This is a genomic window from Amycolatopsis sp. CA-128772 (genome assembly GCF_002904295.1).
Taxonomy (GTDB): domain Bacteria; phylum Actinomycetota; class Actinomycetes; order Mycobacteriales; family Pseudonocardiaceae; genus Amycolatopsis.
Genome location: NZ_PPHG01000005.1, coordinates 53,255 through 70,106, shown reverse-complemented (window position 1 = coordinate 70,106; position 16,852 = coordinate 53,255). Strand labels below are relative to the sequence as shown.

Annotated in this window: 15 protein-coding genes and 1 pseudogene; 8 read left to right on the top strand and 8 right to left on the bottom strand. The window is 72.2% G+C overall.

The window, feature by feature from the left end:
- Positions 1–69 precede the first annotated feature (69 nt).
- On the top strand, positions 70–963 hold the full coding sequence (locus C2L59_RS01910; RefSeq protein ID WP_103347768.1) for a TIGR03619 family F420-dependent LLM class oxidoreductase: 894 nt from the start codon (positions 70–72) through the stop codon (positions 961–963).
- A gap of 195 nt (positions 964–1,158) precedes the next feature.
- Here the strand turns inward: C2L59_RS01910 and C2L59_RS01905 are convergent, their stop codons facing one another.
- Together C2L59_RS01905 and C2L59_RS01900 are read right to left on the bottom strand one after the other, a co-directional pair.
- Positions 1,159–1,572, bottom strand: coding sequence for a MarR family transcriptional regulator (locus C2L59_RS01905; protein ID WP_103347767.1), 414 nt, complete (start codon positions 1,570–1,572; stop codon positions 1,159–1,161).
- Positions 1,569–2,975: a DHA2 family efflux MFS transporter permease subunit gene (locus C2L59_RS01900; protein WP_103347766.1), complete on the bottom strand. Its 1,407-nt coding sequence runs from the start codon at positions 2,973–2,975 to the stop codon at positions 1,569–1,571. The genes C2L59_RS01905 and C2L59_RS01900 overlap by 4 nt, the downstream gene beginning before the upstream one ends.
- A 251-nt stretch (positions 2,976–3,226) precedes the next feature.
- On the opposite strand from C2L59_RS01900, the gene C2L59_RS01895 reads away from it, so the two are divergent.
- The 3 genes from C2L59_RS01895 (at position 3,227) to C2L59_RS01885 (ending at position 6,986) form a co-directional block, all read left to right on the top strand.
- Positions 3,227–3,889: a lytic polysaccharide monooxygenase gene (locus C2L59_RS01895; protein ID WP_103347765.1), complete on the top strand. Its 663-nt coding sequence runs from the start codon at positions 3,227–3,229 to the stop codon at positions 3,887–3,889.
- Positions 3,890–4,119: 230 nt separating this feature from the next.
- Positions 4,120–5,172: a glucose 1-dehydrogenase gene (locus C2L59_RS01890; RefSeq protein WP_103347764.1), complete on the top strand. Its 1,053-nt coding sequence runs from the start codon at positions 4,120–4,122 to the stop codon at positions 5,170–5,172.
- A gap of 5 nt (positions 5,173–5,177) precedes the next feature.
- On the top strand, positions 5,178–6,986 hold the full coding sequence (locus C2L59_RS01885) for a glycoside hydrolase family 15 protein (protein WP_103347763.1): 1,809 nt from the start codon (positions 5,178–5,180) through the stop codon (positions 6,984–6,986).
- A gap of 24 nt (positions 6,987–7,010) precedes the next feature.
- On the opposite strand, the gene C2L59_RS01880 is transcribed toward C2L59_RS01885, so the two are convergent.
- Entirely contained in the window at positions 7,011–7,508 is a 498-nt protein-coding gene (locus tag C2L59_RS01880) for a TetR/AcrR family transcriptional regulator (RefSeq protein ID WP_103347842.1), read from the bottom strand.
- A gap of 60 nt (positions 7,509–7,568) precedes the next feature.
- Between C2L59_RS01880 and C2L59_RS01875 the strand changes: the two are divergent.
- Positions 7,569–8,746, top strand: a pseudogene (locus tag C2L59_RS01875) (aldehyde dehydrogenase family protein).
- On the opposite strand, the gene C2L59_RS01870 reads toward C2L59_RS01875, so the two are convergent.
- Positions 8,713–9,195, bottom strand: coding sequence for a carboxymuconolactone decarboxylase family protein (locus tag C2L59_RS01870; RefSeq protein WP_103347762.1), 483 nt, complete (start codon positions 9,193–9,195; stop codon positions 8,713–8,715). The pseudogene C2L59_RS01875 and the gene C2L59_RS01870 sit on opposite strands and share 34 nt — an antisense overlap.
- A gap of 70 nt (positions 9,196–9,265) precedes the next feature.
- A complete protein-coding gene (locus C2L59_RS01865; protein WP_103347761.1) occupies positions 9,266–9,886 on the bottom strand; it encodes a hypothetical protein in 621 nt (206 codons plus the stop codon).
- A gap of 127 nt (positions 9,887–10,013) precedes the next feature.
- Between C2L59_RS01865 and C2L59_RS01860 the strand changes: the two genes are divergently transcribed.
- Together C2L59_RS01860 and C2L59_RS01855 are read left to right on the top strand one after the other, a co-directional pair.
- Positions 10,014–10,577 carry a hypothetical protein gene (locus C2L59_RS01860; RefSeq protein WP_103347760.1) on the top strand — a complete coding sequence of 188 codons (564 nt, stop codon included), beginning with the start codon at positions 10,014–10,016 and terminating at the stop codon, positions 10,575–10,577.
- A gap of 21 nt (positions 10,578–10,598) precedes the next feature.
- A complete protein-coding gene (locus tag C2L59_RS01855; RefSeq protein ID WP_233223219.1) occupies positions 10,599–11,222 on the top strand; it encodes a GNAT family N-acetyltransferase in 624 nt (207 codons plus the stop codon).
- A 40-nt stretch (positions 11,223–11,262) separates the two neighbouring features.
- Here C2L59_RS01855 and C2L59_RS01850 read toward each other — a convergent pair whose 3' ends face one another.
- From C2L59_RS01850 to C2L59_RS01840, 3 genes are read right to left on the bottom strand one after another with little or no spacing between them, the layout of a single operon-like run.
- Positions 11,263–14,004, bottom strand: coding sequence for a bifunctional YncE family protein/alkaline phosphatase family protein (locus C2L59_RS01850; RefSeq protein WP_103347759.1), 2,742 nt, complete (start codon positions 14,002–14,004; stop codon positions 11,263–11,265).
- Positions 14,005–14,007: 3 nt separating this feature from the next.
- Positions 14,008–15,333 (bottom strand): ABC transporter permease, encoded by a 1,326-nt coding sequence (locus C2L59_RS01845; RefSeq protein ID WP_103347758.1) that lies wholly within the window; start codon positions 15,331–15,333, stop codon positions 14,008–14,010.
- Between the two features lie 58 nt (positions 15,334–15,391).
- Positions 15,392–16,303, bottom strand: a complete 912-nt coding sequence (locus C2L59_RS01840) for an ABC transporter ATP-binding protein (RefSeq protein ID WP_199198865.1) — start codon at positions 16,301–16,303, stop codon at positions 15,392–15,394.
- Positions 16,304–16,639: 336 nt separating this feature from the next.
- Here C2L59_RS01840 and C2L59_RS01835 point away from each other — a divergent pair, with 336 nt between their 5' ends.
- Positions 16,640–16,852, top strand: a complete 213-nt coding sequence (locus tag C2L59_RS01835) for a DUF5988 family protein (protein WP_103347756.1) — start codon at positions 16,640–16,642, stop codon at positions 16,850–16,852.

The window sequence follows — 16,852 nt, the reverse complement described above, 5'->3', positions numbered from 1 at the left end:
GAGCAACTAAATGCGAGTACTAGTGGCAGCAGGGCCGACACGGTCCGTTCACACTCCAGGGGAGAAGCAATGCCACTTGGGTTCAGCCTTCCGGTGTTCGGCAAGGCGGCGGCCACGCCGGGCGGGATCGCGCACTACGCGCGCGAGGCGGAGCGGGCGGGGGCGGCCGGGTTCTGGGTCGGCGACCGGCTGCTGTCGCCCGTCGCCCCGGTCGTGCCCTACCCGGGCTACGAGACCATGCCCGAGGAGTTCCACACCGCGCAGGATCCCTTCACCGCGCTGGCCATCGCCGCCGCCGTGACCGAGACCGCGGTGCTCGGCTCCAGCACGATCAACGCGACCCAGTACCAGCCCGCGAACCTCGCGCGCCTGCTGACCAGCATCGACGTGGCGAGCAACGGCCGGCTGATCCCCGGCTTCGGCATCGGCTGGTCGCCCGACGAGTACGCCGCCGTCGGCGTGCCCATGGGCGAACGCGGCAAGCGGCTCGACGACCTGCTCGACCTCCTCGAGACGTGGTGGACCGAGGACCTCGTGTCGCACGAAGGCGTCGGCTACACGATCCCGGAAAGCCACGTCGACCTGAAGCCGGTGCGCAAGCCGCCCGTCTACCTGGCCGGGTTCGGCGGAAAGGCGCTGCAGCGGGTCGCCCGGCGGGCGGACGGCTGGCTGCCCGCCTGGTCGATCCCCGAAGCGTTCCCCGCCGACGTGCTCACCGGCACCCTGGCGAACCTGCGGGCGGAAGCCGAGCAGGCCGGCCGCGACCCGCAGGCGCTCGGTGTGGCCCTGCGGGTGAACGTCGCGCCCGGCACGGACCTGGAAACCATCGCCGCCTCGGTCACCAAGGTCGTCGAGCTGATCGCGCCGGACCACACGTTCGTCGACCTCTCCTACCTGATCGGCAGCGTCGAAGAACTCCTCGACCTGACCGGCCGGTTGCTGGAGCTGACCGCCCGCGGCTGACCCGATCCCCGGGGCACATGATTGAGATCCGGCGCCCGTGGGCACGTCAGAGGAGACGGGTCCTGGATGCGGGCTCGTCCGGGGTAGGCGGCGGCTCGCCGTGGCGATCACCCTGCCGTCGGGGCGGCAGGCGCGAAGGTCGCCGCGGCCGGCCGCCGCCATCTTTTTGTGCCCGGCGAGGCGGCCGGCCGGGAGTCACGCGTTGAGCGTGGCGAAAATGCGGGTCAGGGCGGCCAGGTCGCCGGCGTCCAGTGCGGCCAGCGCCGGCGGCGGTTCCGTGAGAATGCGCCGAGCGGTGGCGGCGGCCTGCAGCCCGGCCTCCGTGAGGTGGACCAGCCGGCTGCGCTTGTCGCCGGGGTGGGCCCGGCGCTCGGCCAGCCCGCGGCGTTCCAGGCGGTCGACCGCCACCGTCGCCGCCGATGGGTCCACCTCCGCGGCCTGGGCGACCTCGCGCAGGGTCATCGGGGCCTGGGCGAGCTTGATCAGCAGTTCGGCCTTGCCCACGCCGAGGTCCAGCTCGAGGCGCAGGGCGCGCAGCCGGTCCTGGCCGGTGACGAAGGCCAGCATCGCCGTCCAGGCCTGCGCCGCCGTGCTCGGTTCGGGGTTCATCGGGCCACGTCCATGCCTTGCGGGTGCAGCCGGCGGCCACTGTATTCCGCGTGCGCGCGGGCCCGGCGGCCGGTCGAGAGCAGGCCGAGCAGCACCACCGCGACGCCGCAGCCGGTCAGCACGGCCCACGCCGTCGCGGTGGCCGCGCCGGCCGCGAGCAGCGATCCGCACACCGCCACGCCGATCGCCCCGCCGGTCTGGCGGCAGGTCGACGCGATCGCCCCGGCGACCCCGGCCTGGTCGCGGGGCATCCCGGCCAGCGCCGCGGTGGTCATCGGGGTGCCGACCAGGCCGAACCCGGCCCCGAACAGCAGGTAGGCGAGGACGAGGTAGCCGGCGGGGGTGCCGGGCCCGGTGCCGGCGAGCAGGCCGGTACCGGTCGCCAGCAGCAGCCCGGCCAGCACGAGCGGCAGCCGGGCGCCCCGGGCCGCCACGATGCGCCCGGACACCATCGCGAACCCCGCTCCCGCGGCGGCCATCGGCAGGGTGAGCAGGCCGGCGTGCAGCGCGCTGTAGCCGCGGACTTCCTGCAGGTAGAGCGTGTTCAGGAAGAGGAACCCGACCACGGCCGCCAGTGCGGCCACCGCGATGACCGCCGCCCCGGAGAACGCCGGGCTGCGGAAGAACCGGACGTCCACCAGCGGGTCGGCGCGCCGCGACTCGGTCACCACCAGGCCGCACACCGAGACGGCGGCCAGCGCGAACAGCCCGACGATCAGCGGTGACGTCCAGCCGTGCCGGGGCCCTTCGATGACGGCGGCGGTCACCGGACCGAGGAACGTGACGACCAGCAGCTGGCCGAGCGGGTCGAACCGCCTGCCGCGCGCCGCCCGGGACTCGGGGACGAACCGCCGCGTCAGGACGATGGCCAGCAGGCCGATCGGCACGTTGACCCAGAAGATGGACCGCCACCCGAGGCCGCTGACCAGCAGCCCGCCGAGCACCGGGCCGCAGGCACCGCCCAGGCCGGCCACCGCGCCCCACGTACCCACCGCGCGGGCCCGCTCCTTCGGGTCGGTGAAGGTGGTGGCGATGATCGACATCGCGACCGGGTTCAGCATCGCGCCACCGACCGCCTGCAGCGCGCGGAACCCGACCAGCGCACCGAGCGAGGGCGCGAGGCCGCACAGCAGCGAGCCGAGCGAAAACACCCCGAGCCCGGCCTGGAACACCCGGCGGCGGCCGAACCGGTCGGCCACCGAGCCCGCGAGCAGCAGCAGGCAGGCGAGCACCACGACGTAGGCGTCGACCACCCACTGCAGGCCGCTGACCGGCGCGTTCAGCGACTGCCGGATGGACGGGAGGGCCACGTTGGCGATCGTGGTGTCCAGCCCGGCCACGACCACGCTCAGGCAGCACGTCAGCAGCACGACGGTCCGGCCGCGCGGAGGCGGGGTGGCCATCAAGTAATTGTTGCACAACAACTACTTGTTGCTGGGCTCCCCGGCTTCGGCGACGGCGGTCGCGGCCCAGCAGGCTCGAGCCCGCCGGCGAGGAGGAGTACGCCGCCGCTCAACCGAACAGGTAACCGGCTGCCACACTGGCCGATTTCTTGGTTGAACTTTTGCCGGGCCACGTATACGCTGCTCCCTACGCTGGGAGCGCTCCCACATGGATCACCAACGCTCGATTCATCCGAGAATGGAGGCCCATCATGCGTATGCGCGGCACCTCCCGGTCCGGCACCGGACGGCGGAGCGTCATCGCACTCGTCATCGCCCTGCTGACCTGCCTGTTCGTCGGGGTCCCGGCCGCTTCGGCGCACGGCACCATCGTCAGTCCCCGCACCCGCGCCTACCAGTGCTGGCAGGACTGGGGCAACCAGCACACGAATCCGGCCATGCAGCAGCAGGATCCCATGTGCTACCAGGCTTTCCAGGCCAACGCCGACACCATGTGGAACTGGATGAGCGCGCTGCGGGACGGGCTCAAGGGCAACTTCCAGGGCGCCACCCCCGACGGCCAGCTCTGCAGCAATGCCCTGGCGCGCAACAACTCCCTGAACACCCCGGGTGCGTGGCGGACCAGCAACCTCGGCGCGAACTTCTCGATGCACCTGTACGACCAGGCCAGCCACGGCGCCGACTACTTCCGGGTCTACGTCAGCAAGAACGGGTTCGACCCCACCACCCAGCGCCTCGGCTGGGGCAACCTCGACTTCATCACGCAGACCGGCCGGTACGCCCCGGCGAAGGACATCACGTTCGACGTCCAGACCTCCGGCGGGTACAAGGGCCACCACATCGTGTTCACGATCTGGCAGGCTTCGCACCAGGACCAGACGTACATGTGGTGCAGTGACGTGAATTTCAGCTAGCAATTCCGAAAAAGGTGGTGCCGTTCCGGAGAACCGGACCGGCACCACCTTTTTTCGCGCGTTATTCACCCTATCGGGTAACGGCGTTGTGGCTGGTAGGTCCCCGTCTGCACCCCTCGTCGGGTTTGTCCACCGATGCGTCGCCGGTCGCATGTTTTGCGCCGCCCTCGCGCGTCAAACCCGGTGCCGGAGGACCAGCCGCCGCGAGCCGTCGCGGGAGGGAGCGAAGAATGCGCGCGTTGACCGTCGTGCCGGAACAGCAGGGGTCCCTGCGGGTCGGCACGGTGCCCGATCCGCAGCCGGGCGAGGGCGAGCTGCTCGTGCGGGGTCTCGCGCTCGGCGTGTGCGGCACGGACAAGGAGATCGCCCGCGGCGAGTACGGCTGGGCGCCGCCGGGCCGGGATCGCCTGGTGCTGGGGCACGAGTCACTCGGTCAGGTGCTCGAACCGGCCGGCGGCTTCGCCGAAGGCGACCTCGTCGTCGGCGTCGTCCGGCGGCCCGATCCGGTGCCGTGCGGCGCGTGCGCGGCCGGCGAGTTCGACATGTGCCGCAACGGCCGCTACACCGAGCGCGGCATCAAGGAAATCGACGGCTACGGCAGCGAGCTGTGGACCGTCGAGGCGGACTACGCGGTGCGCCTCGACCCGCGGCTGCGGGACGTCGGCATGCTGATGGAACCGACCACGGTCGTCGCGAAGGCGTGGGAGCAGCTCCAGCGCGTCGGCGAACGCGCCTGGTTCGAGCCGCGGCGGGTGCTGGTGACCGGCGCGGGCCCGATCGGGCTGCTCGGCGCGCTGCTGGGCGTCCAGCGCGGCCTCGACGTCCACGTCCTCGACCGCGTCACCGACGGCCCCAAGCCCCGGCTGGTCGAGCAGCTCGGCGCGACCTACCACCACGACCCGATCGAGAAGGTGCTGCCCGGCCTCGAGCCGGACATCGTCCTGGAGGCCACCGGCGTCGGCTCGCTGGTGTTCGACGCGATGGCCGGCATCGGCTCCTACGGCATCGTCTGCCTGACCGGCGTCTCCCCCACCGGCCGGAGCCTGACCGTGGACGCCGGGACCATCAACCGCGAACTCGTCCTGGAGAACGACGTCGTCATCGGCTCGGTCAACGCCAACCTCCGCCATTACCACGCCGCCGCCGACGCCCTCGGCCGCGCGGACCTGGACTGGCTGGCCGGCCTCGTCACCCGGCGGGTCCCGCTGGAGGAGGCGCCCGACGCCTTCGAGGCCGCAGCCGACGACGTCAAGGTCGTCCTCGACCTGGCCGGCGAGCACTGACCGCCATGGCGCCCCCGATCGAGGACTACGCCCTGCTCGGCGACCTGCACACGGCCGCGCTGCTGTCCCGCGACGGCGCGATCGACTGGCTGTGCCTGCCGCGCTTCGACTCCCCCGCCTGTTTCGCGGCCCTCCTGCACGACGAGCAGGCCGGGACCTGGCGGCTCGCCCCGGCGTCCGGTGGGCCCGCCACCCGGCGCTCGTACCGCGGCGACTCGCTGATCATGTCGTCCGAATGGGACACCGCGGGCGGCACCGTCCGCGTCCTGGACTTCATGCCGCCGCGCGGTGAGGCCGCCGACGTCGTCCGGATCGTCGAAGGCGTGACCGGGCGGGTGCCGATGCGGATGCTGCTGCGGCTGCGGTTCGACTACGGCTCGGTCACCCCGTGGGTCCGGCGCGAAGACGACGAACTGGTCGCGGTGGCCGGCCCCGACGTGATCCGCGTCCGCACGCCGGTCCCGCTGCGCGGCGAGGACCTGGCCACCCACGCCGAGTTCACCGTCGCCGCCGGGGACCGCATCCCGTTCGTCCTCACGCACGGCGCGTCGTACCGGCCGCGGCCGAAGAGCGCCGACGCCGAAACCGCGCTGGCCGACACCGAACGGTTCTGGGCGGACTGGATCGGCCGGTGCCGCTACACCGGGCCGTGGCAGGCCGAGGTGCGCCGCGCCCTGATCACCTTGAAGGCCCTCACCTACGCCCCGACCGGCGGGATCCTGGCCGCCGCGACGACGTCGCTGCCCGAGCAGCTCGGCGGGGAACGCAACTGGGACTACCGCTACTGCTGGCTGCGCGACGCCACTTTCACGCTGCAGGCCCTGATCGGCACCGGCTACCACGACGAAGCCCGCGCCTGGCGCGAATGGCTCGTCCGCGCCGCCGCCGGCGACCCCGCCGGCCTGCGGATCATGTACGGCCCCGACGGCACCCGCCGGCTGCCCGAGGCCACGTTGGACTGGCTGTCCGGCTACGAGGGTTCGACGCCGGTCCGGGTCGGCAACGCCGCGGCCGGCCAGTTCCAGCTAGACGTCTGGGGCGAGGTCCTCGACGGCCTCCACCTGGTCCGCGAGGCCGGTCTCCCGACCTCCCACCCGGCCTGGGACCTGCAGCGCGGCCTGCTCGACTTCCTCGAAGGCCAGTGGGACCAGCCGGACAACAGCCTGTGGGAGGTCCGCGGCCCGCGGCGGCACTTCGTGCACTCCAAGGTGATGGCCTGGGCGGGTGTCGACCGCGCGGTGCACACCGTGCAGGACCACGGCCTCGACGGCCCGGCCGACCGCTGGCGCGCCCTGCGGGCGAAGATCCACCAGGACGTCTGCACCCACGGTTACGACGCCGACCGCAACACCTTCACCCAGTTCTACGGCTCCCGCGGCCTGGACGCGGCCCTGCTCCTCATCCCCCGCGTCGGCTTCCTGCCCGCCGACGACCCCCGCGTACGCGGAACGGTCGACGCGGTGCGCGCGGAACTGGCCCACGGCGGCTTCGTCCGGCGCTACGACGCCGACGCGGACGGCGGCGTCGACGGGCTGCCGGGCGGCGAAGGCAGCTTCCTGGCGTGCAGCTTCTGGCTCGCGGACGCGCTGAACGCAACCGGGCGCACGGCCGAGGCGCGCGGGTTGTTCGAGCAGTTGCTGGGCCTGCGCAACGACGTCGGGCTGCTGTCGGAGGAGTACGACACCGAGGCGCGCCGCCAGGTGGGGAACACGCCGCAGGCGTTCAGCATGGTCGGGCTGGTCAACACGGCCCGGGCGCTTTCGGGGTCGGACACCGGGACGAACGCCCCGGGCCGGCACCAGCGGGCCGGCTGAGCGTCTGCCTGTTCGACACTCGACCTAGCCGGTCTCGGTTTTCCCGAAGGCGCGCAGGAACGTGTCGACGATGACGTCGGCAGCCTGGGCGTCGCTCAGCCCGGGCAGGTCGCGGGTGGACAGCTGCACCAGCCGGCCGAGCACGTTGCCGGGCCAGCGGTCCGGCAGGCCCGGCCGGAGGACGCCTTCGTCCGTGGCGCGGTGCAGGAACCGGTCCACCTCGTCGATCGCGCGCAGGCGGCGGGCCCAGATTTCCGGGTCGGAGCGCATCCGGCTCACCTCGGTCGGCCAGGTGCGGTTGACGCCGACGATTCCCTCCACGTACCGGTGCAGGGCCACCGGCACCGGCGCTTCGCGGAGCCGGGCGGCTTCGATCGCCGCCTCGATCGCGGTCAGGCGGGCCTGGTACACCGCTGCCAGGAGCTCTTCGCGGCCCGCGAAGCGGCGGTAGACCGTCCGGCGGTCCACGCCCGCCGCCGCCGCGATCGCCGCGATGCTCGTGGCGGGGTCGTCGGCGAGCATGCGGGCGCCCGTCGTCAGCAGCAGTTCGAGGGCACGTGGACCACCCCGAGCAGCACCGATCTGCTGGACATCCGGTCCCGCACGACAATTCCGTCATCGGCCGCGCCGCGCAGGCACTGCCCGCCGACGTCGACCGCGCTGTCGCGGCCGCGCGCCGCGCCTTCGACGAAGGGCCGTGGCCGCACACCCCGCCCGCGGACCGCATCGCGGCGCTCCGGCGGCTGGCGAGCCTGCGCGAGAAGCGCGCGGACGAGATCGCCGCACTGATCACCGCGGAGAACGGTTCGGCGCTGTGGTTCACCGAGGCCGGCCAGTCCGGCCTGACCCGGCAGGCCAACGCGTTCCTGACGGCGGCCGCGGAGTTCGGCTGGGAAACGACGCTCGAACCGTCGGACCCGGCCGCGCCGTTCCGGTCGGTCGTGCGACGGGAGGCGATCGGCGTGGTCGCCGTGGTCATCCCGTGGAACTCGCCGTTCTCCTCGGCGCTCGCGAAGATCATCCCGGCCCTGCTGGCCGGCAACACCGTCGTCCTCAAGGTGTCGCCCGAGAACACGCTCAGCATGAACCTGCTCGCGGAACTGCTGGCGGACAAGGTCGCCTTCACCGGCTCGACCCGCGCCGGCCGCCGCATCGCCGCGCTGGCCGGGGAACAGCTCAAGCGGGTCAGCCTCGAACCGGGCGGCAAGTCGGCCGCGATCATCCTGCCCGACGCCGACCTCGACGCGGCGGTCCAGGGCGTAAAGTTCGGTTCGCTGCTCAACAACGGCGAATCGTGCATCGCGCAGACGCGCATCCTGGCGCCGCGCAGCCGGTACGAAGAGGTCGTCGCCGGCCTGCAGGACCTGATCGAATCCCTGCCGGTCGGCGACCCGGCGGCCGAAGGGACGTTCGTCGGCCCGATGGTCCGCCGGGACCAGCAGCAGCGCGTCCTCGACTACATCCGGCTCGGCGTCGAGGACGACGCGGTCCGCATCGCGAACGACTCCGAGTACGACCTCTCCGGCGGCGTGTGGTCGGCGGACCCGGCGCACGCGCTGGCGGTCGCCCGCCGGGTCCGGACGGGCACGGTGACCGTCAACGGCGCACCGATCGGGTTCGACGGCCCGTTCGGCGGGTTCAAGGCCAGCGGCCTCGGCCGGGAGTACGGCGCCACCGGGATCGGCACCTACACCGAGTACAAGACGATCACCGTGCCCAGCGCGGCTCACCCGGCGGCGGCGAGCATCCCGGCTTCGTAGGAGCCACCCTTAAGGTGCACGATCACGGCGAGCCGGTTGGCCGCGTTGATCAGGGCGACCAGCGCGACCAGGGCGGCCACCTGCTCGTCGTCGTAGTGCTCCCGCACCCGGGCCCAGGTTTCGTCGGAGACGCCCTCGGCGGCGTCGGCCATCCGGGTGCCCTCCTCGGCCAGCGCGAGCGCGGCCCGCTCGGCCTCGGTGAACACGGTGGCTTCCCGCCACGCGGCGACGAGGGCGAGCCGCACGGCGCTCTCCCCGGCCGCGACGGCCTCCTTGGCGTGCATGTCGAGGCACCAGCCGCACCCGTTGATCTGGCTGGCCCGCAGGCTCACCAGCTCCTGCGTGGTCTTCGGCAGCGGCGACCGTTCGATCACCTGCCCGAGGCCGGCGAACCGCTTGACCAGCCGCGAGCCGGTCTCGGTGGTGAACAGGTCGATGCGGGGTTCCATGGTTTCGTCCTCCTGGTCGTGGGCGGTAACGACCTCGAGACACCGGAGGTGCGGAGCTTGTGACAGCCCTTCAGCCCGGATCGGCGACCTGCAGTTCGACCCGCTGCCGCAGGTAGGCGTCGGAGTGCGTCCGCGCGATCCGGATGGCCGCGTCGACCAGCGGTTTCGTCTCGGCCGGATGGTCGGCGGGATCGAGCGGCAGCAGCGGCAGGACACACCGGCGGACATCGAGGTCGTCGTTGGCCACGAACTCGTGCAGGGCGGCGCGGTTCCAGCGGGCTTCGAGGTCTTCGAAGGTTTCGAGGGTGGCCCAGTACCAGGCCCGGGCAACCCCGGCGCGTTCGGGATTCGTGCCGGTGGCGAAGGTGTGCAGCAGCGCTTCCTGCGTCCGGCGGGCACCGAAGGCCGCCTTGAGCGGCTCGACGAACTGCCGGTTCAGGCTCGGATCGGGATCGAGGACGGCGGCCTGCAGGAGCGCGTCGAAGAACGGCTCCGGCAGGTCGGGGTAGTCGGAGTCGAGGTAGCCCAGGGCTTTGCGCAGGGCACCGCGTTGGTCCTCCTCGCCTTCGCCGGCTTCGACGGCCCGTGCGGGGAGGTGGGTGCGGACGAGGCCGAGGAGGTCCGCGAGGCAGCGCCGGAACCCGGCATCCGCGGCACGATCCGGCAGGGCGGGCAAGGGCGGTGTGTCCATATCCGGGAGTCGCCCTCGGCACCCTCCCCCGTTACCGGCCGCAACTCCCCTGCCCCGGCATGTATCACCGCCACGGCCGCGCTGCTCAGTTGCGTCGTAACTGCTACGAATCGAGGAAGGAACCGGCATGCTCGCAACCATTTCCCGCGGCAGAACCCTGCGCCGCTTCGGCAGTCTCACCCTGGCCGCCGTCGTGTCCGCTTCGCTGATGGCCGTCAGCTCCGGCGTCGCCCACGCCTCGCTGTCGCAGGTGCAGGACGGGTTCGAGGTCAACCCGCAGTCCTCGTGGCTGGTCGCCACCGGGGGTTCGGCCTCCGCCGGGTTCGACGTCGGGGCCGGGACCGCCCGCTCCGGGCGGAACAACGGGTGGCTCTTCGCCTCCAACGGCTGGGCGTTCGAGGGCTACTGGGTCGTCACGAACTCGGTGCCGCGCGGCGCCCAGTGCGCTTCGCAGTTCTTTATGCAGACCGCCGGTGGGGCTCAGGTCGGCATCGAGATCTGGGACGCCAACGGGCACCTGCTGGCCAGCACCTACCCTTGGCTCAACGGCAGCGGCGCCTACCAGGCCGTCAACACCGCGCGGTGGAACCTCAACGGGGTCAACCCCGTGTTCGTCAAGGCGATCGTCGGCGCGAACGGGGTTTCGCGGTTCATCCGGCTGGATGACATGACGACGCAGTGCTACTGGTGAGACGCGGTACCATCACTGCCGATGAGCTGGGCCGGGTGGAAAGTGCGGTTGCGGGAGGTCCGCCCGGCGGACCACCGCACCCTGATCCGGTTCGACCGCGACCACGACGGGCGGGCCGGCGGTTACCGCCACTGGGCGACGCACCGGGTGGCCGGCGACACCGGTGACGACTTCCACTTCGCCATCGAGACGCTGCACAACCGGACGCTGGTCGGGTCGATCTGGATCCAGGCCGACCCGGCTTCCGGCCGGTTCAGCTACGGCATCGGGATCGGGCCGCAGTACCGCCGGTGCGGGTACGCCGCCGACGCCGTCACCATCCTGCTCGGCGTCATGTTCGAGCTGCGCCACTACCGCAAGTGCGAGGTCAGCATCAACGGCGCGAACTTCGCCTCGCTCGCGCTGCACGGCGAGCTCGGGTTCCGGGAGGAAGGCCGGCCACGCGACACCGAACTGCGTCGCGGCGAGGTCCGGTACCCGGTGCTGATGGGCCTCACCGCCGCCCGGTTCGCCGAGCACCGGCCGGTGGTCGTCGCCGCTCGCGGGCCGGTGCAGCCCCGCCGGGGACGGCACTGGCGGACGCCTCGGCGGGGCCGGCACTGGCGGGCCGAACACCTGGGGCGGCTCCCGCGGTTCGCCCGCTGAAGCACCGGGAGGCCCCCGAAGGAGCCCCCCGGTCACCTGCTCAGCCGTCCGACTCCGCGGACGGGAGGTAGGCGCCCGGCACCTGGTCCGGGGCGTAGACCTGGTGCTCACCCGGGTACGGCAGCTGCCAGCCGTGCGTCTGGTACCACGTGAAGTGGTTCATCTGCGCGGGGTTGGCGTAGTCCGCGACGGCGTCCGGGCCGGTCAGCCGCTGGTGCGTCGTCCACTCCTGCCACTGCGTCGCGAGCAGCGCCTTGTCCGCCGGCACGGCCGCCGACGGCACCGGCGCGGCGGCCGGGTTCGGCGCGGCCGGGGTGTCCGGGCCGCAGGACGGCTGGGTCGCCAGGCCCGCCGTCAGCGACGTCCGGTTCGGCAGCGCCGTGAACGGCGTGTAGTCCGGCTTCTGCGTGAACGCCGCGCTCATCGGTGTCGCCGCGCTGTCCTTCTGGTTCATCGGCTTGACCCCGAGGATCTGCTCGATCGTCCGGATCATCGTGATCTGCGAGTAGTAGTGGCTGTCGACGACACCGCGGCGGGCGTACGGGCTGATGATCTGCACCGGCGCGCGGTGGCCGTCGACGTGGTCCAGGCCGGCCTGCGAGTCGTCCTCGACGACGAAGATCGCCGAGTCCTTCCAGTACGGGCTGTGCGAGATCTCGTCGACGATCTTGCCGACGGCGAGGTCGTTGTCGGCGACCTGGGCGGCCGCGTTCGGCGGGCCGCCGGTGTGGTCGCTGGACAGCCAGAACATGTTCAGGTCGGCCGGCCCGTGCTTCTCGAAGTCGTTCTTCCAGATCTGGTACCGGTAGATGTCCGGCACCGACGTGTCGAACTTCGGGAAGCCCGGCACCGAAACGTCGTTCAGCGACGGGATCGGCGACGACGACACCAGCGGGTACGCCGTCGGCTCACCGGTCGCGGCCATGTTCTTGGCGTCGCAGTACAGGTTCTGCCAGCTCGCCCCGGCCGGCTTGGTCAGGAACTGCTGGAACTCGCCGAAGTCCCGCACCGACTTGCCCGCCGCCTGCGCGCCGGTCCAGAGGAACCCGCTGCTCTGGTGGCCGAGCGCGTCGTCTTCGGTGTCGTAGCTGCGCAGGTACTCCCCCGCGGAAGACTCGGTGTACTCGGGGTTGTCGGCCTGCATCAGCCAGTTGTGGCCCTCGGCGGAGTTCGTGCCGATGTCGTAGGTGTTGTCGTACAGGCCGAACTGCCGCTCGAGCGCGTGCTGGTTCGGCGTCACGTTCTCGCCGAACTGCGTCACCGTCGGGTCGCCGTTGCCGCGTGCTTCGTCGCCGAAGACCTGGTCGTAGGTCCGGTTCTCCTTGACCAGCAGGAAAACGTGCTTGATCGTCGACGGGTCGCCGAGCCGCGCCGGGACCGGCACCGGGTTGCGGTGGCCGTGGTCGTGGGCCACCTGCACCGAACCGGGCGTCCAGCCGTTCTGCCGGAACACCTTGGCCGTGTACCCGCGGATCGCCGGGTCGGCCGGCAGCCGGAACTTCTGCAGGCTCGACGTCGTGTCGTGCGTGCCGTGCCCGGCCGCGGTGGTCGGGCGGCGGGCGTCGATGCCGCGGGTGTTGGAGACCACGATGTCCGGGCCGACGGTGGCGATCGCCGTCGGGAAGTAGTCCGTCGGCAGCAGGCCTACGTAGCTCACCGGCTCCTGCGCCCGGTGGTAGCGGTAGACGGCGACCGCGTTGGCGCGGCCGAGCGTCACCAGCAGGTGGCCGTCGGCGGTGAGGGTGACGCCGTCCGGCTCGTACCCGACCGCCGCCTCCGGCCACGGCTGCGTCGCGATGGTCTGGACGACCTGGTCGCGGGAGGTGTCGATGACCGAGACGGTGTTGCTCGCGGTGTTGGTGACGAACAGCGCGCCGGCCTTGGCGTACACCGCGGTCGGGTGCAGGCCGACGTCGATGCTCGCCGGCGCGGCGGCCGGCTTCGCCAGGTCGATGACGCTGACCGTGCCGCTGGTGGTGGCGCCGGTGAACGGGCTGGCCGGCACCTGGGTGTTGTAGGAGTTCAGGGTCGGCTCGCCGGGGCGCGCCGGGCGGCCGCCTTCGTTGCTGACGTACAGCTTGCTGCCGACGCGGACCAGGTCACGCGGGGCGTTGCCGACGGCCCAGCTCTGCTTGACCGCCCCGGTCGCCGCGTCGAGGGCAACGACCCGGTTCTGGCCGTTGACCGCCGAGTACACGGTGGACCCGTCGGCGGAGAAAACCGCCTGGGCCACCAAGGCGTGCTTCGCGCCGTCCGCGGGGATCTTGACGGACACCGGCGTGGCGACCGTGCCGTCCGGGTTGACCGTGAACTTGGTGTAGCCGTCGGTCTGGGCCAGCCACAGCGCCTTGCCGTCCGGGGCGTACGACGGGCCTTCCTGGCCGACGTCGTTGCCGGCGATGCGCAGGTTCGCCGTGGCCGAGTTGCCGACGAGTTGCTGCACCTGCCAGCTCTTCAGGTCGACGACGGTGAGCGCGATCCCGCCGTCGGTGGTCAGCGCGGCGAGGTGGCTGCCGTCCGGGCTGACCGAGGACGCCATGATCTTGCCGTTGTTCACGACCAGCCGGTCACCGATCGGGTCGAGGTACTGGTCGGCGGCGACGACCCGGCCCTGGCCGGTGACCTGGCCGACCTGGTCCTCGCCGAACTGCCGGGTCGACGCGGCACCGACGCCCGCGCCGGTGGCGACGAGCACGAGCGTGACGGACCCGGCCGTCGCGAACCGGAGCCGTCGGCCGGTGCCGCCCTTCCTGGCCTGCCGTCTGTGGCGGGTTACCTGCATCGGTCATCCCTTCGTGGTGGGGAGCAGCTCGACGTTCGCGTCGAACTGCCAGAGCGGGTTGGGCTGGTCCCCGTCCGGGGTCCGCACCTGGAAGTAGCCGTTCACTTCCTTCGGCCCGTCGCCGTCGGCGACGTACCGCCCGTCCGAGGTGACGTCGAGCTGGTAGACGGCCGACCCGGTGGCGGCGACGCCGGGCAGGTGCCAGGAGACGACGCAGCGCCAGTCGTTGCCGGGCCCTTCGGCTTCGACCAGGCCGTCGCCCTTGGTGCACGCGGCGGTGGCCGCCAGCTGCGCCTCGGTGACGTCCGGGCGGTGCAGCTGTCCCGCCTGCAGGCGGTAGAGGTGCGCGAACGCGGTGGCCACCGACTGCTGCACCTTGTCCTGGCCGATCCCGGAGCCCAGCGCCGGCGTCGCCGCGGCGATGATCCCGGCGGTAGCGGCGAAGAGCGCGACCAGGGGCAGGACGACCAGAGTCCGCCGTCGGGAACCGTCGTGGGCCGCGTTCGTGAAGTCGCGGCGCACGAAGAGCAGGTACGCCAACGCAGTCGCGGCGAGCGCCCAGGCGAGGCCGACGCCGACGCCGATCAGCAGTGGACCGAGCTGGACGGGGTCGGTGAACAGGCCGTTCCACGCGACGAAGGCGTAGCTGGGCAGGGCCAGCCGGACGGCGACCGGCAGCGGCAGCAGCTGGGCCAGCGCCATCGCGAGCGCGACGACGGCGGGCAGCAGCAGGCCCGTCGGCGACCGTCCTCCGAGGACCGACCCGAGCAGCCCGATCGCGGCGAGGGCGAGCGTCGGGGCGAGCACGCTCACCCAGGCGAGCAGGACCTTCGCGGCGGCGTCGCCCGGGGTGAGGAGGTGGCCGTCGAAGCCGGCGAGGGCCCGGTTCCCGGCCGCGAGGAGCCCGCCGGCCGTGCTGGAGACGGCCATCCCGGCGACGAGCAGCAGCAGAACCGTGAGGCTGGCCAGCGCTTTCGCGGCGAAGATCCGGGGCGCGGACCGGACGGCGACCAGCAGGTGCCGCCAGGTCCCGAGCCGGTCTTCGGCGGCGAAGACGTCCCCGGCGACGACGGAGGTGAGCAGCGGCAGCGCGTAGGTGCCGGCAAAGCCGAGCATGACGAGCGGGCCGGCCCAGCCGGTGGCGTTCATCCAGCGCCCGAAGAGGGTGTCGACGGGCAGCGAGCTCTGCCGGCTGACCGCGGCGACGAAGACGGCGGGCGCGAGCCAGCAGGCGAGGACGAGGAGCCGGATGCGCCAGGTGGCGAAGAGCTTGACGAGCTCGAAGCGGTAGACGCGGACGGTGGGGACCGGCCGGACGGGGGCGGTCATCGGCGACCCTCCTGCTGCTCGGTGCGGACGGGGAACGCAACCGACGTGGTCCCCGCGCTCATCGACCGCTCCCCGGCGACTCCGTCAGCGCGAGGAACGCCGCCTCCAGCGGCGACACGACCGGCGCGAGTTCGCGCACCGCCACGCCGTCCTGCACCAGGCGCCGGACCAGCTCGTCCAGCGCCGGGACCCGCGCGCGGATCACCAGCACGTCCGTGTCGCGGCGGGGCGCCTGCTCCTCCGTGATCCCGCGCGTCCGCGCGATCACGCGCCGGGCGGCGGCCGGGTCGGACGTCCGCAGGCGGTAGCCGAGCTCGGCGTTCTCCGCCGTCAGCTCGGCCGGCGGGCCGGTGAACACCACGCGCCCGGTCGCCAGGATCGTCACCTCCGCGCACAGCGCCTCGAGGTCGTCCATCCGGTGGCTGGACAGCACCACCGTCGTGCCCGCCGCCGCCAGGCGGTCGAGGACGCCGTGGACGTGCTTCTTGCCCGCCGGGTCCAGGCCGTTGGCCGGCTCGTCGAGCACCAGCAGCCGCGGCGAGGTGAGCAGGGCCGCCGCCAGCCCGAGCCGCTGGCGCATGCCCAGGGAGAAGCCGCGCACCCGGTCGTCGGCGACGTCGGCGAGCCCGACCTCGTCGAGGACGTCACCGACGGGGTGCCCGCCGAGCCGGGCCAGTGCGTCGAGGTTCTGCCAGGCGGTCAGCGACGGGTACAGGCCGGGGCCGTCCACGAACCCGGCGACGCCGCCGGGGGCCCGGCCGACCGGCGTGCCGAACACCTCCAGCTCGCCTTCGTCGGCGACGGCCAGGCTCAGCAGCAGGCCGAGCAGCGTGGTCTTGCCCGCGCCGTTCGGGCCGACCAGGCCGTGGATCCGCCCCGGCGCCACGTCGAAGTCGACGCCGTCCAGCGCGACGACGTCGCCGAAGCACTTGGTGATCCCGCGTGCTCTCACTGCCAGTGGTGCGTCCATGGGTGCCTTCCGTTCCGCCTTGCGCGGAGAAACTTAGGCACCGCAAATGAAGGGGGCGGGCGCGTGAAGTGAACGCTCCGGGAACGGCAGCCGACCGGCCATCGCCGCGCCGGTGAAATGTCCGAGTTAACCGGCCGCTTGCCTTAGCGGGCGGGACAACCCCTGTCCCATCACCCGGAAAACCCTTACCGGAATTGCGTCAACCCCTATTTACCACCATTTCGACATAGGAGCCGGTCATCTTGACACGGCATTCCGCGCTCAGGCATCGTCGAGAGACGAAGGCCACATTTCCGGTTCTTCTTCCCGCGTGAACGAACCCACGGAGAACGAATCATGGCGAAGATCAGGGTGACGCTTTCCGGTGGTCCGGCCGAGCTGGCCGAGCGGCACCGCGAATGGACGGTCGGCAGCATCGGCGAGGTCGCGAAGGTCAGTTACGGCGCCGGCTACGAGCACTTCTCCCACGACGGCGAGTTCACCACCACCAGCGGCGGCGACCAGCTGCCGGTGTTCGCCTGGTGCGGCCGCACGCGGGTCGCGGAGTGA

Excerpts from the sequence above, each read along its gene's own strand:
- C2L59_RS01910 (WP_103347768.1), top strand. The coding sequence starts at position 70 with ATGCCACTTGGGTTCAGCCTTCCGGTGTTCGGCAAGGCGGCGGCCACG.
- C2L59_RS01905 (WP_103347767.1), bottom strand. The coding sequence starts at position 1,572 with ATGAACCCCGAACCGAGCACGGCGGCGCAGGCCTGGACGGCGATGCTG.
- C2L59_RS01900 (WP_103347766.1), bottom strand. The coding sequence starts at position 2,975 with ATGGCCACCCCGCCTCCGCGCGGCCGGACCGTCGTGCTGCTGACGTGC.
- C2L59_RS01895 (WP_103347765.1), top strand. The coding sequence starts at position 3,227 with ATGCGTATGCGCGGCACCTCCCGGTCCGGCACCGGACGGCGGAGCGTC.
- C2L59_RS01890 (WP_103347764.1), top strand. The coding sequence starts at position 4,120 with ATGCGCGCGTTGACCGTCGTGCCGGAACAGCAGGGGTCCCTGCGGGTC.
- C2L59_RS01885 (WP_103347763.1), top strand. The coding sequence starts at position 5,178 with ATGGCGCCCCCGATCGAGGACTACGCCCTGCTCGGCGACCTGCACACG.
- C2L59_RS01880 (WP_103347842.1), bottom strand. The coding sequence starts at position 7,508 with ATGCTCGCCGACGACCCCGCCACGAGCATCGCGGCGATCGCGGCGGCG.
- C2L59_RS01870 (WP_103347762.1), bottom strand. The coding sequence starts at position 9,195 with ATGGAACCCCGCATCGACCTGTTCACCACCGAGACCGGCTCGCGGCTG.
- C2L59_RS01865 (WP_103347761.1), bottom strand. The coding sequence starts at position 9,886 with ATGGACACACCGCCCTTGCCCGCCCTGCCGGATCGTGCCGCGGATGCC.
- C2L59_RS01860 (WP_103347760.1), top strand. The coding sequence starts at position 10,014 with ATGCTCGCAACCATTTCCCGCGGCAGAACCCTGCGCCGCTTCGGCAGT.
- C2L59_RS01855 (WP_233223219.1), top strand. The coding sequence starts at position 10,599 with ATGAGCTGGGCCGGGTGGAAAGTGCGGTTGCGGGAGGTCCGCCCGGCG.
- C2L59_RS01850 (WP_103347759.1), bottom strand. The coding sequence starts at position 14,004 with ATGCAGGTAACCCGCCACAGACGGCAGGCCAGGAAGGGCGGCACCGGC.
- C2L59_RS01845 (WP_103347758.1), bottom strand. The coding sequence starts at position 15,333 with ATGACCGCCCCCGTCCGGCCGGTCCCCACCGTCCGCGTCTACCGCTTC.
- C2L59_RS01840 (WP_199198865.1), bottom strand. The coding sequence starts at position 16,303 with ATGGACGCACCACTGGCAGTGAGAGCACGCGGGATCACCAAGTGCTTC.
- C2L59_RS01835 (WP_103347756.1), top strand. The coding sequence starts at position 16,640 with ATGGCGAAGATCAGGGTGACGCTTTCCGGTGGTCCGGCCGAGCTGGCC.